The sequence below is a fragment of the Rhodococcus sp. 06-1474-1B genome (assembly GCF_002258885.1).
Taxonomy (GTDB): domain Bacteria; phylum Actinomycetota; class Actinomycetes; order Mycobacteriales; family Mycobacteriaceae; genus Rhodococcoides; species Rhodococcoides fascians.
In genome coordinates this window covers 464,100-480,351 of sequence record NZ_NOYR01000023.1, presented here as the reverse complement: position 1 = coordinate 480,351, position 16,252 = coordinate 464,100, and the positions used below count along the sequence as shown (strand labels likewise).

The following is a 16,252-nucleotide window of genomic DNA, read 5'->3' as shown; positions in this document are numbered from 1 at the left end:
CGATTTCGCTCCCATTCCGTGTGTGCGAGGACGAAGATGGCGATGACCACCATGGACGCTGTTCACCCGAAAGCTGGTTCATGCCATGACGCAATCGACCGATCGGCACACCGCAAAGGTCATCGGAGTCACCATCGCCGCCGCTGTCGGCGGGTTTCTGTTCGGATTCGATTCGTCCGTCGTCAACGGTGCAGTCGACTCGATCCAGGAAAATTTCGCTCTGTCGTCGTTCGTCACGGGGTTCGCGGTCGCAATCGCGCTACTCGGGTGTGCGGTCGGAGCCTGGTTCGCCGGTCGCCTGGCCGACAGTTGGGGCCGCAAGAAGGTGATGCTGCTGGGCTCTGCGCTGTTCACCATTTCCTCGGTGGGGTCCGGGTTCGCCTTCAGCGTCCCCGATCTGATGTTGTGGAGGGTCCTCGGCGGGCTGGGTATCGGAATTGCGTCGGTGATCGCGCCCGCGTACATCTCGGAGATAGCACCGGCTCGCTATCGCGGTGGATTGGCATCGCTGCAGCAATTGGCAATCACCGTCGGAATCTTTGCCGCGCTGCTCTCGGATGCGGTTCTTCAGAACGCGGCAGGCGGACCGTCGAACGATCTGTGGTTCGGCCTCGAAGCGTGGCGGTGGATGTTCCTGGTCGGCGTCGCGCCCGCACTGGTCTACGGATTTCTCGCGACACTCATTCCAGAATCACCTCGGTACCTGGTGGGTAAACACCTCGACGAGGAAGCTGCGCGCATTCTGGGCGACATCACCGGCGAAGTGAACCCCGACGAACGCATCCGGGAAATTCGCCTGACTCTCCGGCGAGAATCCAAATCCTCGTTCGCCGATATCCGAGGACCCAAATTCGGTCTGCAGCCGATCGTGTGGGTCGGTATCACGATGGCGATTCTGCAGCAATTCGTCGGGATCAACGCGATCTTCTACTACTCGACGACGCTGTGGAAATCGGTGGGCTTCAGCGAGAATCAATCGTTCGTCACGTCGGTGATCACGTCCGTCATCAATGTATCGATGACATTCGTCGCAATCTTGTTCGTCGATCGATTCGGTCGCCGAAATCTGTTGATGATCGGCTCGATCGGCATGTTCGTCGGTTTGGTCCTGGCCGCAGTCTCGTTCACGCAAGCCGTCGGAAGCGGCGACCAACTGGAATTGCCGTCGCCGTGGGGCCCGGTCGCGCTCGTCGGCGCAAATCTGTTCGTGGTCTTCTTCGCAGCAACATGGGGACCGATCATGTGGGTGATGCTCGGAGAGATGTTCCCCAATCGAATGCGTGCCGTGGCGTTGGGCATCAGTACCGCCGCGAACTGGATAGCGAATTTCGCCATCACATTGGCATTCCCGCCGTTGTCCGACACCATCGGACTCGGCTTCATCTACTCGTTCTTCGCACTGTTCGCTCTCCTTTCCTTCTTCTTCGTCAAATACAAGATCACCGAGACCAAGGGGATGGAACTCGAAGAGATGGGCGTCTGAATCGAGGTTGCCCGAACGACGGCGGGTCCGCGGTTCTCTCGACCGATAAGGCAGGGTGGGGGTGCACTCTGTCGGTCGATCTGCCGTCGAAAGTAGGACATGAAGCTTCGTATCGCATGCGCCGTGGGCACCGTCGTGGTGTTCGGACTGAGCCTGCGCCTGCTGTTCGGCAGTACGTCGGCACTCACCTCCGACATCGCCGAGTTCTACTCCGCGAACTCGACATCCATGGCGTTGCTGACCACGGGTCCGGTGATCTGCCTCGGTGTATTCGCCGCCACCGCACGCTATTTCGTGCGCCGCGCCCAGGTCACGCACGTTCTCGTGGTGTGCCTGTTCCTGGTGGCCGTCGGCACAGCTGTACGCGCGGTGCCGTCGTGGCCGATCCTCGTGGTCGGCACTCTCGTCGCGGCGGCGGGTATCGCGGTGGCGAATGTGTTGGGTCCGGTTTTCGTCCGTCTGGTGGTGCGGGAGTGGAGCCTGTCGGAACGACCCAGGGGCAGGGAGTGGAGCCTGTCGGAACGACCCAGGGGCAGAGAGTGGAGTTCGATAGGTGAACCCGATGCGGCGGCGGGGCGACGACTGGGGTTGTTGACCGGGGTGTTGACCGCTGTGATCAGTGCCAGTGCGGGAGTGGCGTCGGGAGTGTCCGTTCCCTTGGCCGAGGCCTTCGACGGTGGTTGGCGGATTGTTCTGGGGCTGTGGTCGATTCCGGTCGTGTTGGCCGCCGGATGTATGGCGATCTTCGGGCGAACGCTGTCGCGCGGGCGGTCGGTTGCCGGGTCGGCGACACTCCCCGACGACGCTCCTGGGAGTCGCACGGGGGTTCTGACATCGCCCGTGGCGTGGTCGTTGACGGCATTCATGGGTTTGCAGTCGCTGATGGCGTATTCGATGATCGCGTGGTTACCGACGATCTTTCGTGACCGCGGGGTGGACGCGCGTGATGCCGGTCTGCTGTTGACGGCATTGTCGGTCAGCAGCGTGCTGACTGCATTGACGGTTCCGAGCCTCGCGACAAGGTTGGGGAATCAGAGCGCGTTGGCGGTCGCCGTGACGCTACCGACGTGCGTGGGCCTGCTCGGGATAGTGTCGTCGGCCGATTCCTGGTCCCTGGTGTGGGCGGTACTGCTCGGTTTGGGCCAGGGCGGGCAGTTGTCGCTCGCGCTGACGCTGATGAACCTGCGGGCCGCGAACGCCCGTGATGCTGCGTCGCTCAGTTCCATGGCGCAGACGGTCGGATACGTGCTGGCTGCTACCGGTCCGCTGGTGTGCGGGGCCGTTCATTCGGCGACGCAGCGGTGGGAACCGTCGATTGTGTTTCTTCTGGTGGTGACGATCCCCATGGCTGCAGCAGGTGCGGTGGCCGGCCGCCGCGTCGTGGTCGGAAGCGAGGCGGAGCCGGCCGACGCCGTCAGAGGCTCTTGACCCAATGCGAAACTTGCTGCACCACGGTTTCGCAGGTGAGTCCGAACTCGTGGTGCAGTTGCTCCCGAGATGCGTGGTCCAGGAATCGTTGCGGCACACCGAGATCGCGGCAGGGCACGTCGACACCGGCACCGCGCAGCGCGGCCGAGAGCGTCGAACCTATCCCGCCGTGCAGGCCGCTGTCCTCGACGGTGACGACCAACCGGTAATCCTCGGCCATCTTGAGCAGCGACTGCGGGACCGGGAGCACCCAGCGTGGATCCACGACGGCAACCGAAATACCCTCTGCTTCCAGCTTTTTCGCTGCGTCGAGGGCGAGCGACCCGAACACCCCGACGGCAACGATCAGCACGTCGCCGGTGGCCTCGGACGGCTCGGTCAGCACGTCGAGTATTCCGTCCAACCTGCGCACCGCAGGCACCGTCTCGGTGACCGCGCCCTTCGGGAAGCGAAGAGCCGTAGGGCCGTCCGAGGTGGCGATCGCCTCGGCCAGCTCCTCTCGAAGAGTGGCGGCGTCTCGTGGCGCTGCCACCTTCATGCCCGGAACGATGCCGAGTAGAGACATGTCCCACATGCCGTTGTGGGACGCGCCGTCGGCACCGGTGACTCCCGCGCGATCCAACACGATGGTGACGGGAAGACCCAACAGGGCGACGTCCATCAGCAGTTGATCGAACGCGCGGTTGAGGAACGTGGAGTAGATGGCGACCACGGGATGCATGCCGCCGAGCGCAAGCCCGGCGGCCGACGTCATCGCATGCTGCTCGGCGATACCCACGTCGAACATTCGGTCCGGAAACCGCACCCCGAACGCCGCGAGCCCGGTGGGCGCGGCCATTGCGGCGGTGATGGCCACGACGTCCTCGTTCTGCTCGCCCTGCTCGATGAGCGCCGCCGAGAATACCGACGTCCAATCCGGAGCCGATTTGGATCGGGCCAGGCCGGTCGCAGGATCGATGACGCCGGTGGCGTGCATCTGGTCGGCCACGTCGTTCTCGGCATGGATGTAGCCCATGCCCTTGCGGGTCACCGCATGCACGATGACCGGGCCGCCGTACGCCTTGGCTCTGCGCAGTGCCGATTCCATGGCGTGCTGGTCGTGACCGTCCACCGGGCCCAGGTACTTGATGCCGAGATCGGTGAACATGACCTGCGGGCTGATGGCGTCCTTCACTCCGGCTTTCATGCCGTGCAGCATCGTGTAGGCGGCGCGGCCGACGACGGGGATCCGTCGCACGATCCGGCGGCCGTTGTCGAGAATCTTCTCGTATCCCGGCTGCAGTCGCAGAGCTGCCAGGTGATCGGCCAGCCCGCCGATGGTCGGGGCGTACGAACGGCCGTTGTCGTTGACGACGATCACCAGCGACCGGTCTCGGCCGGCTGCGATGTTGTTCAGCGCCTCCCAGCACATACCGCCGGTCAGCGCGCCGTCACCGACCACAGCCACGACATGCCGGTCGGTCTCTCCCTTGAGGGCGAACGCTTTGGCCAACCCGTCGGCATACGACAAGGATGCCGATGCGTGCGAGGACTCGACCCAGTCGTGTTCGCTCTCGACCCGAGACGGATAGCCGGACAGCCCGCCCTGCTTGCGGAGTGTGTCGAACATTCCGGCGCGTCCGGTGAGCATCTTGTGCACGTAGGCCTGGTGGCCCGTGTCGAAGATGACCGGATCACGCGGTGAGTCGAAGGTGCGGTGGATCGCCAGAGTCAGCTCCACCACTCCCAGATTGGGACCGAGGTGGCCCCCTGTTGCCGATACCTTCTCGACCAGGAAGGCGCGGATCTCGCGAGCCAGTTCGGCCAGCTCCGCACTATCGAGGTCGCGCAAGTCCTCGGGCGTCTGAATTCGCGCTAGGACACCCAACGAGATCGCTCCCTCCGGCCGGAAAACATATTCGAAAAACCAGTCTACGGAGTGGCTGCACCCAGCCGCCCCGTCCAGCATTGTCTCGCCGACACTACCGTCGAGTAGGCAGGTGCCCGGGGTCAGTCGCCCCTAACCTCGAATACGCTCGAAACGGACACCCGACATACAGTGTCGCCCATGAGCAACGTCGTCGATGCCATCCTGACCCGGGTTCACGAACTGTGCCGGGACGACGCGTCGGGACAGGTTGCCGACTACATCCCCGAACTCGCAGCCGTGACGCCGGACGGCTTCGGTATCGCCCTGACGACCACCGACGGCTACGTGTACGAAGTCGGCGACACGAGGATGCCGTTCACCATCCAATCCATCTCCAAGCCCTTCACCTATGCACTCGCGCTGGCCGACCGCGGCCTCGACGTCGTCGCGGGCAAGATCGACGTCGAACCCTCGGGTGAGCCGTTCAACGAGATCAGCCTGGACGCCGTCACCGAGCGGCCCCGAAACCCGATGATCAACGCGGGTGCGATCACGTCCGCGTCGCTCATCGGCGGCCGCACCGCAGAGGAACGATTCGAGCGCATCCGAGCGTCGTATTCCCGGTACGCAGGAAGGTCTCTGAGCTTCAACGACGCGGTGTATCGATCCGAAGCGCGCACCGGACACCGCAATCGCGCCATCGGCTACATGCTGCGGTCCTTCGGCATCATCGACCACGATCCGGAGGCCGCCGTGGACCTGTACTTCCGCCAGTGCTCGATCGACGTCACGGCGGCTGATCTGGCCATGATGGCCGCCACGATGGCCAACAACGGAGTCAATCCCCACACCAAGGAGCGCGCCCTGGCACCCGCACTGGTCGAACGCGTGCTGTCGGTGATGACGACCTGTGGCATGTACGACGGCGCAGGCGACTGGGTGGCGCGGGTGGGTATGCCGGCCAAGAGTGGGGTCGGCGGCGGCATCCTGGCGGTGCTTCCCGGGCAGATGGGCATCGCCGTCTACTCCCCCCGCCTCGATTCGCACGGCAACAGCGTGCGCGGCGTTGCTGCCTGCCGAGAACTCTCCACCAGACTCGAATTGCACTTTCTGCACGTCACTCGGGCCGCGAAATCGTCGATTCGACGTCGGTACGTTCTCACCGAGGCACCGTCGCGAAAACGACGATCCGAGATCGAACAGGCCACACTCGCTGCAGTCGGCGACCGCGCGCGGGTCTACGAGTTGCACGGGGACCTGCTGTTCTCGGGTGCCGAGACAGCGGTCCGCGAGATCGGCAACCTCGACCGGAATCTCGATGCACTCGTCATCGACGTTCGTGGCGTCGACGAGGTGAGCGACATCGCCCGTTCGATGTTCGAGGACCTACGCCGCGATCTCGCCGACCACGGCTGTGTGGTGTGCCTGGTGGATCCCAGAGCCATCATGGGCCACACGACGTCGAGCCTGGACCCGAATGATCCGGCGGGCCGGGTGTACTCGAGTCTGAGCTCGGCCATCCAGTGGGCAGAGAACCTGCTGCTCGATCGGCACTGCTCCGGCGCGCGGCAACCGGCAGAGATCACTCCGGCCGAGCACCCGTTGCTCGCCGGTCTGTCCACCGAGCAATTCGACTCGGTGACTCCTTATCTGGAGAAACGTCACTACGCACGGGGCGACGTCATCGTTCACCGTGGTGCGCCTGCAGCGGGTCTGTTCTTGATTCTGCGCGGAGAAGTGACATCGACGGCCGTGTCCGCAGACGGGGGCACACACCGCATCACGACGCTCTCCCCCGGGATGAGCTTCGGCGAGATGCCGCTGCTGATGTCGGTGCCGTTCCTGCTGGACATGGTGGCCGACACCCCTGTCGATCTGGTGGTCGTGTCGGTATCGCATTTCGAGGCACTGACTCGGGACGCCCCGGAAGTGAAGCTGGCGCTACTGGAAAATCTGGCCAGCGGCGCGTACGGCCAGATGGCGGCCGTCGTCAAGACGCTCGGGCGGTTCGACATCGGCATCTGATCCGACTGTCGAACCGCCCGAGTGGACGTGCTTGGCCCCTGATCAGGCGTCGAGCGTGATCATCGTGAGGACCTCGGTGGGCTGCGCCGAGCCGCCGGCAGGCTCGAGCGAGAACGCGAAGTTGGTCGACGCTCCCATGCCGTCCACCACGGTGCCGTCGCTCGACGTGAGCTGATCCTCGGTGACAACGCCGGCGGAGCGCGGCGCACCGTCGACGAACCACATCTGGTAGACCCGGCCCGAGGGCGGCTCCGGGACACCGTTCAGAGTCACCACGACCGCATCTCGGCTCAGCGAGTACGACACCTTTGCAGTGCCGCCACCCGGGAACTCCGCGGACGCCTCACGAGCGTCGGGCGCTGCGACGATCTGCTCGGCCTGGGAAGGCTGCGGGTCCGAGCCCATGGTCTGCGTGACGACGACTACACCGCCGACTGCGACGACGATCGCGGCAGCCGCGGACACCATCGAGTATCGCCACGTCTTCGAGCGCTCACGTCGGTGCCGGTGCAGTGGAGTGACGTTCGGCGGAAGTTCTCGGACCGTCGGCTCCTGATCGCTCGCGGCGACACGCGCTAGCACGGCCTCCCGCACGCGTTCGGGTGCGGGAGTGGCGTCTGCCGCCGCAGCCAACGCCAGCGTTTCGTGAATCTCACCCACGAGGATGTCGAATTGTGCCCGGGTCGTCTCGTCGACGCGGATTCGCTCGGATTCGATGGCGCGCCGCTCGGACTCGCTCATCGCGTGGAGGGCATAGACCTCCGCTTCGTCCAGCAGTCGTTGCCGTGACGCTTCACTCATTGCGGGATCACCCCCAGGCATGTCTTCAACTTGATCAATCCATCTCGTATGCGCGATTTGATCGTCGGCACGGCCACCCCGAGCCGTTCGGCAACCTCGCGATAGGTGTACCCGCTGTAATAAGCCATTCGTACCGACTCGCTCTGCGTATCGGTCAGAGTGTCGAGACAGGCCACGACCGCCTCCGATTCGAGCCGCTGGGTCACCGTCTCGAGTACCTCGTCGTGCTCGGGTGTGTGACTCACGGCACCGTACGCCGCCTCGCGGTCGGTACCCGACTGTTCGCTACGTACCCGATCGACCGCCCGGCGATGTGCCAGCGTCATGATCCACGCCAGCGGACTCCCCTGGCTCGGATCGTAATTCGGTGCCGCACGCCAGATCTGGAGGAACACCTCCTGCGCGGTCTCCTCGCTGTACCCCGGATCGCGAAGCACGCGCACCACCATCCCGTACACACGGGAGGACGTGGCGTCGTACAGTTCGGCGAAGGCCGACCGGTCGCCCTGGGCAACGGCGGCCATCAGGCGACGGAGACGGTCCGTCTCCTCGGCACGCAGATTCTTCAGCTGCGGGCTCGGTACTGCGCACACCGCATCCTCGACCGAGGTGCTGTCCTCGGACTCGGGCGGCGTTCGGTCACGGCCGGTGCCCGCAGATCCGGAAGCGTCGGAGAACGGCACGCTCATCGGACTGTCGTCCCAGCAGACGGGTTCATGATCGAGTTCATCGATCATGACACTAGTGGTCATGTAGCCCTCATATCGAAACCTCCGCGTTTTCCCGCCGCAGTACATATTCGGAACAAACACCCCGAGGGATGGTCCGCGACCGAAATTCGTTTGCGCAGAATTGGACCGGGCTTCATCCTGGGTGCGAGAATCGGACAAACGCGGGCAATCGGGCGGACAGCTCGATGGAGGGACGGACACGCATGACGGCCATCGAAACCCACGGGCTCGTCAAACATTTCGGCACCACCGCCGCAGTCGACGGCGTGGATCTGTCGATCCCGTCCGGCGGGGTGTACGGCGTACTCGGACCCAACGGGGCCGGGAAAACCACGACCATCCGGATGCTGGCGACACTTCTTCCGATAGACGGCGGCAGCGCACGAGTCCTGGGACACGACGTGGCAACCGAGCCGGAGGCCGTTCGCCGAAAAGTCTCTCTCACGGGTCAATTCGCCTCGCTCGACGAGGATCTGACCGGCACCGAGAATCTCGTTCTGCTGGCGCGGCTGCTCGGCTACTCACGTCCGGCCGCCCGAGCGCGCGCTGATCAACTGTTGACAGCATTCGACATCGCCGACGCCGGACCGCGACAGGTCAAGACCTACTCCGGTGGCATGCGCAGGCGCATCGACATCGCGGCGAGCATCATCGTCACCCCCGAGCTGATCTTTCTCGACGAACCCACCACCGGCCTGGACCCGCGCAGTCGCAATCACGTCTGGGAGATCGTCCGTGCACTGGTGGCAGGCGGCACGACGGTACTGCTGACGACGCAGTATCTCGACGAGGCCGACCACCTGGCCGGGCGCGTGGCGGTGATCGACCACGGCAAAGTCATCGCCGAGGGCACGACGGGCGAGCTGAAGGCATCGGTGGGATCGAACTCATTGCACCTGCGCGTGCTCGATGCCGGGCACCGGAATGCCGCGGCGAGAATCGTTCGAGATCTGGTCGGCAGCACCGTGACCGAGGACGCCGACCCGTTCACCGTGTCCGCACGACTGGACAATCCGGCGCAGGCGGCACCGATCCTTCCTGCTCTCGAATCCGCCGGAATCGCCATCGCATCCTTCACCCTCGGTCAGCCGAGTCTGGACGAGGTGTTCCTGGCGCTGACCGGGCACGACGCGGGAGCGGGAGTGGAGCCGGTGGGTGCGAAAAAAGCTGAAATCGACAACGGGGAGATCGCGTCATGACCACCGAGGCCCAACGATCCGCCCCACAGGCGTCGACGATCATCGATGTTCTCTCAGCCGCAGGTCCGAGGCCGGAGCGTCCGTCGTCGCTGTCGACCTCGCTGAGTTTCGGCTGGCGGGCGTTGCTGAAGATCAAGCACGTACCGGAGCAGTTGTTCGACGTGACGGCGTTTCCGATCATGTTCACGCTGTTGTTCACGTACCTGTTCGGTGGCGCTCTGGCCGGTTCGACCGACGCGTACATCCAGTTTCTGCTGCCGGGCATCCTGGTGCAGACCGTGGTGATGATCACGATGTACACCGGCGTGACGATGAACAAGGACATCGAGAAGGGTGTGTTCGACCGGTTCCGATCGTTGCCGATCTGGCGTCCGTCGCCGCTGGTCGGTGCGTTGCTGGGTGACGTCGTACGCTACACGTTGGCGTCGGTGATCGTACTGATCTTGGGGCTGATTCTCGGTTTCCGGCCTCAAGGCGGGCTACTCGGTGTGATCGCATCGATCGTGCTGTTGCTCGTGTTCTCGTTCTGTCTGTCCTGGATCTGGACGATGATCGCCATGATCGTGCGCACCGAGGCAGCCGTGATGGGGATGTCGATGTTCATCCTGTTTCCGCTGACGTTCGCGAGCAACATCTTCGTCGACCCCAACACGATGCCGGGGTGGCTTCGTGCGTTCGTCGACGTCAACCCGGTCAGCTTTCTGGTGACGTCACTTCGAGGCCTGATGCAGGGCGATGTCGACACCGGCCAACTCGGAGTGACTCTGGTGCTGTCGGCGGCGATGCTGGCGATCTTCGGACCGATCACGATGCGGCTGTACAACCGCAAGTCCTGATCCGCGCCTCCCGGTGCAAGCGTCAGGATGCGGCGCGGGCTCGGTGTCGGCGGACTGCGTCCCGGTTCGAGCACACGGTTCCGCAGTACCGCTGCCGTCCGGTACGTGAGGTGTCGGCGAAGGCGGTCGTGCAGTCGGCTGCGGCGCACCGATGGAGTCTGTCCATTCCTCGACCGGTCAAGTGCAGCGCGGTACCGACACCGACCAGTGCCCTGATGACGCCGCCCAACGCGATGTTGGGGTCGCGATAATGCATGTGCCAGCCGTCGTCGGCATGGTTGGTCAGTCGCGGGTACGCGGATGCCTGTGCAAGGAGGGCGTTCAGGGCCTCGGCGCGCTCCTCGGCTGTCTCTGCATCCACCACGCGAGCCCACTCGCGGAGGAATTCGAGTGTGTCCGCGAGATCGGCGTCGGTGGCAGTCCAGTCGGGAACGAGGCCGGCGTCGATGCAGCGGGCCCCCAATTCGCTCGGCGACGTGGGTGGCCGGTTGAGGAGGTCGATGCCCAGTTTCACGGCATATTCTCCGTAAGGGTTGATGTGCACAAGACCATTACATCACAGTGGATGCATGGACATCGAACACAGCACACACTCCTGGACCACCCGCTCGCTCCACGACACCAGCGAAGGACTCGTCGGCTACCAGGGCTGCCACTGCGGAGCTCAACGCATCGTCTCGGTACCCGCGCAGACATTCGCCCCGGTTGCCGAAGTGGATCACCCCAGCACGTTCGCCACCGCAGGCACCACCGTGTCGAGTGCATAGCCGATGGACAGCGCCGAGTTGGTGGCGTAGGACTTCGCGACTTCCGGGTCGTCGAACACGACGTAGCGACCGTCCGCGACAGCCGGAATCCGTTGGAACAGCGGATTGTCGGTCACCTCGGACGGCGCCTTCTGGATGGGGAAGACGATCAGTACGTCGGCGTCGAGCAGGTCGAGCTCCTCCCCGGAAATCGGAACCGAAAAGCCGCGCGGCGGAAGAGAATCGATGGTCGGGCTGGTGACGAAGCCGAGCTTCTTCATGAACTCGAGTCGACTGTTCGACGAGATGTATGCGCCGTATCCGGTGCCGCTGTAGGCCCCGACCACCGCTGTCTTGCCGGCGAATTCCGGATGGGCAGCGGCCGCTGCATCGAAACGGTCGGCGATTCCTGCGAGCAGCGCGTCCCCTTCGGACTGCTTGCCGAGTGCCGTGGCCACCATCGTGACCTGCTGCTCGAGCGTTGTCAGGTAGTTGTCCGCCCCCGCCGGTATACCCACCGTCGGAGCAATGGCGGACAGCGTGGCGTACCGATCGGCGTCACCGGAGCTCTTGGTGTCGAGGATCAGATCCGGCTCCAGCGCCGCGACCTGCTCGAACGACGGCTCCTGCGTCCCGATGATCTGCGGTGGTGCGTCGTAGAGCCCGGCCGCCCACGGACCGACGCCGTCGCCGCCGAAGGCGAGCCAGTCGCTCGCACCGACCGGTGAGACACCGAGCGCGAGTGCGGTTTCCGCGTCGCCCCAGCCGAGCGCGACGACGCGCTGCGGGGCACTGTCGACGGTCACGTCGCCGAACTCGGTATCGATCGTGACAGGGAACGCAGCCGCCGATCCGTCGGACGGCGCCTCCGATCCGGGTCCGTCGTCCCCGCCCGACCCACACGAGACGACGGCGGTCAGGAACAGCATGGCGACCGACACAGCACCGACGGTGCGACGAATTCTCACCCGAGAAACGGTACGTCAGACTCGCCAAGATTGGTGAGGCAACCCTATTTACGGACGAAGCGGCCGATACATTCGACGTGGCTGGTCAGAGGAAACGCGTCGAACGCGCGCACGTCCGTCAGCTCGTAACCGGCTGCCCGGTAGAGGCTCGCGTCCCGCGCGAACGATGCCGGATCGCAGCCGATGTGGACGATCGTGCGGGGAGACCGCGTCGCGAGACCTTCGATGACGTCGCGTCCGGCACCGGCTCGCGGCGGATCGAGTACCGCCACCGCCACCGATTTCGGCAACGAATCCATCGATCGCTCGACCCGGCCCGGCGCGAACGAGACCTGAGCAAGGTCGCGCAGCGCCGAACGCCCGTCCTCGGCGGCCCGGCGCGAGAACTCGACGCTGGTGACTTGTCCGCTCGATCCCACCCGCTCGGCGAGAGCCGCCGCGAACACGCCGACACCGCCGTAGAGATCCCATGCGCCGTCACCCGGCTCGGCGTCCGCCCAGTCGCGTACGACGTCGGTGTACACCTGAGCCGCTCCCTTGTGCGCCTGCCAGAAGCCGGTGGCATCGAGTGTCCATGGCCGCGCCGAGACGAATTCGGTGACGCGACCCGAGCCGATGACGGCCCTTTCAGGCCTGGCCCGGGACGACGCTGCTCGACGCGCCGACGCACCGCGGCGGCCCGGAGACCGGCGTCCGGTTCGCGTCAACTGGGCCGGTGCCACCTCAACCACATGGCGTTCACCCGTACCGTCGAGGACCACCTGCAATTCGGCACCTGCGCGCCACTCACGATCCGACAATCCGTCGAACGCAACCGGATCCATTTGCGGGCACGACAACTCCATGACGATCGAACTGCTTCGATAGCGGTGGTAGCCGGGCCGTCCACCCGAATCCACTGCCAGCCGAACACGGGTCCGCCATCCGGTGCCGTCGCCGGTACCCGGCAACTCCTCGACCGGAACGTCCCGCTCGATGCCCGCGACGCGGCGCAGCTGTTCGGCGACGACGGAGGACTTGAGTCGACGACCGGCTTCGGGGGTCGCGTGAGAATAGTCGCAGCATCCCGAACCACCGGGGCCGGAGATGGGGCAGCGAGCGTCGATGCGGTCCGGCGACGCGGTGAGGATCTCGATCGCGTCGGCGCGGCAGAACGACCCACCGCGATCCTCGGTCACCTTGGCCATGACGCGTTCCCCCGGTAGCCCGTGGCGCACGAACACCACTCGACCTTCGTGACGGGCCACGCAGAACCCACCGTGTCCGGGAGCGCCCAGTTCGACGTCGAGCATCAGCCCGAACCAGTTCTCGGTCATTTGCCCGCCGGCGGTTCGTAGCCGCGACGCGATGCACCCGGCGCATTTCCGAGCACCTCGCGCCTGGCCTTCTCCGACGAGCGCAGCTGCCACGGAACGCTGGTGACCATCACGCCGGGTTGGAACAGCAGTCGGGACTTCAATCTCAGCGCGCTCTGGTTGTGCAGGACCTGCTCCCACCAGTGACCGACGACGTACTCGGGGATGAAGACGGTCACCACATCACGTGGTGAGTCGCGTCGAACTCGTTTGACGTAGTCCAGAACCGGCTTGGTGACTTCGCGGTAGGGCGATTCGACGACCTTGAGGGGTACCGAGACGTCACTGGCCTCCCATTCACGTACCAATGCTCGGGTGTCCACCTCGTCGACGTTGACGGTGACGGCTTCGAGAGTGTCGGGCCTGGTCGCGCGTGCGTAGGCGAGAGCCCGCAGGGTCGGCATGTGCAGCTTGGACACCAGCACGATCGAGTGCGTGCGGCTGGGTAGTACGCCGTCCCACACCTCGTTCTCGAGCTCGCGCGCCACGGTGTCGTAGTGCTTTCTGATCATCCGCATCAGGATGAAGATGGCCACCATCGCCACGATCGCGATCCAGGCTCCGGCAGCGAACTTGGTGATCAACACGATCACGAGAACGGTCGCCGTCATGGCCAGACCGACGCTGTTGACCACCCGCGAGCGCTGCATCCTGCCGCGCTGCTCGCCATCGGTCTCGGTTCGGAGCAGGCGGGTCCAGTGCCGGATCATGCCGGTCTGGCTCAGGGTGAACGAGACGAACACACCCACGATGTAGAGCTGGATGAGCTTGGTGACCTCTGCTCCGAACACCACGACGAACACGATGGCTGCGCCGGACAGGAACAGAATGCCGTTACTGAAGGCAAGGCGATCGCCGCGTGTGTGCAACTGTCGGGGTAGATACCGGTCCTGAGCGAGCACCGAGCCCAGCACGGGGAAGCCGTTGAATGCCGTGTTCGCGGCGAGTACCAGGATCAACGCCGTCACGGCGGTGATGAAGAAGAACCCAACGGGGAACCCGCTGAACACTGCCTCCGCCAACTGCGCGATCAACGTCTTCTGGTGGTAGCCATCCGGTGCCCCGATCAGCTGCGTCTCCGGGTCCATCGCGTACTTGATGCCGATCTTCTGCGCCAGCACGATGATGCCCATCAACAACGTGATGCCGATACCGCCGAGCAGCAACAGCGTGGTTGCCGCGTTACGGGACTTGGGTTTCTCGAATGCAGGCACCCCGTTACTGATGGCCTCGACTCCGGTCAGCGCCGCGCAACCCGACGAGAACGCCCGCGCGACGAGGAACGCGAACGCAATCCCGTACAGATGCGAGTCCTCCGCTTTCAGATCGAACGTCGCCGACTCGGCGTGAATGTCGTCTCCGAGCACGTAGACCCGGAACAACCCGTAGCCCAACATCAGGAACATGCCGCCCATGAAGGCGTATGTGGGAATGGCGAACGCGGCACCCGACTCGCGGATACCGCGCAGGTTGATCGACGTGATGAACACGATGGCCACCACCGCGAACAGCACCTTGTGCTGCGCGACGAAGGGTACGGCCGAACCGATGTTCGACGCGGCCGCCGAAATGGAGACCGCCACGGTCAGCACGTAGTCCACCAACAACGCACTACCCACGGTCAGACCCGCCGCAGGACCGAGGTTGGTGGTCGCGACCTCGTAATCACCACCGCCGGACGGGTAGGCGTGCACGTTCTGCCGGTAGCTGGCGACCACCACCGCCATCACGACACAGACCGCGAGACCGATCCACGGAGTGAACGTGAGCGCCGATATCCCGGCCACGGACAACACCAGGAAGATCTCTTCGGGTGCGTACGCAACCGAGGACATGGCGTCCGAGGCGAACACCGGTAGCGCGATTCGCTTGGGTAGCAAGGTATGACCGAGCTTGTCGCTGCGGAACGGCTTACCGAGAACCAGCCGCTTTGCGGCAGTCGAGACCTTGGACACGATCAGAAGCGTAGGCCGTCGGGTCGCCGGCGGCGCAACCACGCGCCCTTTGACTTCCATCCGATGCCCACCCACGGTCGAGCCGGTGACGAATCCCCGATACGTTGGTGCTCGCATGCACACGGTGGCAATGTCGTCGGCAGTGTTGGTCGGCAATCGAGATCGGGACGGAGCTGGGCGTTGTACGTAGTTGTGATGGGGTGTGGCCGTGTCGGCGCATCGCTGGCCGGGGCGCTCGAGCGCATCGGGCACGAGGTGGCGATCATCGACCGCGACGAAACCGCGTTTCTGCGCCTCGACCCCGACTTCGGCGGGCATCGAGTAGTCGGTATGGGATTCGACCGAGATGTGTTGGTGCGCGCCGGAATCGAGAAGGCGGAGGCATTCGCAGCCGTATCATCCGGTGACAATTCCAACATCATCTCCGCGCGCGTCGCGCGCGAGACGTTCGGCGTCGAGAAGGTCGTCGCACGGATTTACGACGCCAAACGCGCCGCCGTGTACGAGCGCCTCGGTATTCCGACCGTGGCCACAGTGCCGTGGGCGACCGACCGGTTTCTGCACAATCTTCTGCGGGACGACCCCACCACCAAGTGGCGAGATCCGTCCGGGAGCGTCGCGGTGGTGCTGCTCGACTTCCACGATGCGTGGATCGGCAAGAAATTGTCGGTACTCGAGGATGCGACCCGGTCGCGGGCCGCGTTCGTCATCCGTTTCGGCACCGGACTGCTGCCCGACAAGCGCACCGTGATCCAGGCAGGCGACGAGGTGTACGTCGCTGCCGTCTCCGGGACCGTCGCCGAGGCCATCGCATTGGCCGGCAATCCGCCGCCGTCGGACGACTGATGCTCGCCCGTACGTTGTTCTCCTCCCCCA

The 16,252-nt window shown here is 64.7% G+C and carries 14 protein-coding genes; 7 read left to right on the top strand and 7 right to left on the bottom strand.

What is annotated here, in order from left to right:
- Positions 1–85: 85 nt before the first annotated feature.
- Together CH266_RS12495 and CH266_RS12490 are read left to right on the top strand one after the other, a co-directional pair.
- On the top strand, positions 86–1,483 hold the full coding sequence (locus CH266_RS12495; RefSeq protein ID WP_032365061.1) for a sugar porter family MFS transporter: 1,398 nt from the start codon (positions 86–88) through the stop codon (positions 1,481–1,483).
- Positions 1,484–1,582: 99 nt separating this feature from the next.
- The gene (locus CH266_RS12490) at positions 1,583–2,911 is read left to right on the top strand and encodes an MFS transporter (protein ID WP_094715365.1); all 1,329 of its coding nucleotides are present in this window, start codon (positions 1,583–1,585) and stop codon (positions 2,909–2,911) included.
- On the opposite strand, the gene dxs is transcribed toward CH266_RS12490, so the two are convergent.
- Positions 2,898–4,778, bottom strand: a complete 1,881-nt coding sequence (gene dxs, locus CH266_RS12485; protein ID WP_027496908.1) for a 1-deoxy-D-xylulose-5-phosphate synthase — start codon at positions 4,776–4,778, stop codon at positions 2,898–2,900. The genes CH266_RS12490 and dxs overlap by 14 nt on opposite strands.
- Before the next feature lie 180 nt (positions 4,779–4,958).
- Between dxs and glsA the strand changes: the two genes are divergently transcribed.
- Positions 4,959–6,785, top strand: coding sequence for a glutaminase A (gene glsA, locus CH266_RS12480; protein ID WP_094643157.1), 1,827 nt, complete (start codon positions 4,959–4,961; stop codon positions 6,783–6,785).
- A 42-nt stretch (positions 6,786–6,827) separates the two neighbouring features.
- Here the strand turns inward: glsA and CH266_RS12475 are convergent, their stop codons facing one another.
- Both CH266_RS12475 and CH266_RS12470 read right to left on the bottom strand, forming a co-directional pair.
- A complete protein-coding gene (locus CH266_RS12475; protein WP_032382119.1) occupies positions 6,828–7,586 on the bottom strand; it encodes an anti-sigma factor in 759 nt (252 codons plus the stop codon).
- Positions 7,583–8,338, bottom strand: a complete 756-nt coding sequence (locus tag CH266_RS12470; RefSeq protein WP_027496905.1) for a sigma-70 family RNA polymerase sigma factor — start codon at positions 8,336–8,338, stop codon at positions 7,583–7,585. Before CH266_RS12470 ends, CH266_RS12475 begins: the two co-directional genes overlap by 4 nt.
- A 164-nt stretch (positions 8,339–8,502) precedes the next feature.
- Between CH266_RS12470 and CH266_RS12465 the strand changes: the two genes are divergently transcribed.
- Together CH266_RS12465 and CH266_RS12460 are read left to right on the top strand one after the other, a co-directional pair.
- A complete protein-coding gene (locus CH266_RS12465; RefSeq protein ID WP_045841783.1) occupies positions 8,503–9,516 on the top strand; it encodes a daunorubicin resistance protein DrrA family ABC transporter ATP-binding protein in 1,014 nt (337 codons plus the stop codon).
- A complete protein-coding gene (locus tag CH266_RS12460; protein ID WP_027496904.1) occupies positions 9,513–10,352 on the top strand; it encodes an ABC transporter permease in 840 nt (279 codons plus the stop codon). Before CH266_RS12465 ends, CH266_RS12460 begins: the two co-directional genes overlap by 4 nt.
- A 22-nt stretch (positions 10,353–10,374) precedes the next feature.
- Here CH266_RS12460 and CH266_RS12455 read toward each other — a convergent pair whose 3' ends face one another.
- Entirely contained in the window at positions 10,375–10,896 is a 522-nt protein-coding gene (locus CH266_RS12455) for a CGNR zinc finger domain-containing protein (protein ID WP_027496903.1), read from the bottom strand.
- 25 nt (positions 10,897–10,921) lie between these two features.
- On the opposite strand from CH266_RS12455, the gene CH266_RS25170 reads away from it, so the two are divergent.
- Positions 10,922–11,119 carry a hypothetical protein gene (locus tag CH266_RS25170; protein ID WP_037219315.1) on the top strand — a complete coding sequence of 66 codons (198 nt, stop codon included), beginning with the start codon at positions 10,922–10,924 and terminating at the stop codon, positions 11,117–11,119.
- Here CH266_RS25170 and CH266_RS12450 read toward each other — a convergent pair.
- Genes CH266_RS12450 through CH266_RS12440 form a run of 3 tightly spaced genes read right to left on the bottom strand, consistent with a single transcriptional unit; the run spans position 11,071 to position 15,376 of the window.
- Positions 11,071–12,066, bottom strand: coding sequence for an iron-siderophore ABC transporter substrate-binding protein (locus tag CH266_RS12450; protein ID WP_230592979.1), 996 nt, complete (start codon positions 12,064–12,066; stop codon positions 11,071–11,073). The two genes, CH266_RS25170 and CH266_RS12450, sit on opposite strands and share 49 nt — an antisense overlap.
- Positions 12,067–12,110: 44 nt before the next feature.
- Positions 12,111–13,382, bottom strand: a complete 1,272-nt coding sequence (locus CH266_RS12445; RefSeq protein ID WP_094715364.1) for a class I SAM-dependent RNA methyltransferase — start codon at positions 13,380–13,382, stop codon at positions 12,111–12,113.
- Entirely contained in the window at positions 13,379–15,376 is a 1,998-nt protein-coding gene (locus CH266_RS12440; RefSeq protein ID WP_032365101.1) for an APC family permease, read from the bottom strand. The genes CH266_RS12445 and CH266_RS12440 overlap by 4 nt, the downstream gene beginning before the upstream one ends.
- A gap of 180 nt (positions 15,377–15,556) precedes the next feature.
- Between CH266_RS12440 and CH266_RS12435 the strand changes: the two genes are divergently transcribed.
- A complete protein-coding gene (locus CH266_RS12435; RefSeq protein WP_027496899.1) occupies positions 15,557–16,222 on the top strand; it encodes a potassium channel family protein in 666 nt (221 codons plus the stop codon).
- The last annotated feature ends 30 nt before the right edge of the window (positions 16,223–16,252 follow it).

Coding starts and splice junctions, on each gene's coding strand:
- CH266_RS12495 (WP_032365061.1), top strand. CDS start 86: ATGACGCAATCGACCGATCGGCACACCGCAAAGGTCATCGGAGTCACC.
- CH266_RS12490 (WP_094715365.1), top strand. CDS start 1,583: ATGAAGCTTCGTATCGCATGCGCCGTGGGCACCGTCGTGGTGTTCGGA.
- glsA (WP_094643157.1), top strand. CDS start 4,959: ATGAGCAACGTCGTCGATGCCATCCTGACCCGGGTTCACGAACTGTGC.
- CH266_RS12475 (WP_032382119.1), bottom strand. CDS start 7,586: ATGAGTGAAGCGTCACGGCAACGACTGCTGGACGAAGCGGAGGTCTAT.
- CH266_RS12470 (WP_027496905.1), bottom strand. CDS start 8,338: ATGACCACTAGTGTCATGATCGATGAACTCGATCATGAACCCGTCTGC.
- CH266_RS12465 (WP_045841783.1), top strand. CDS start 8,503: ATGGAGGGACGGACACGCATGACGGCCATCGAAACCCACGGGCTCGTC.
- CH266_RS12460 (WP_027496904.1), top strand. CDS start 9,513: ATGACCACCGAGGCCCAACGATCCGCCCCACAGGCGTCGACGATCATC.
- CH266_RS25170 (WP_037219315.1), top strand. CDS start 10,922: ATGGACATCGAACACAGCACACACTCCTGGACCACCCGCTCGCTCCAC.
- CH266_RS12445 (WP_094715364.1), bottom strand. CDS start 13,382: ATGACCGAGAACTGGTTCGGGCTGATGCTCGACGTCGAACTGGGCGCT.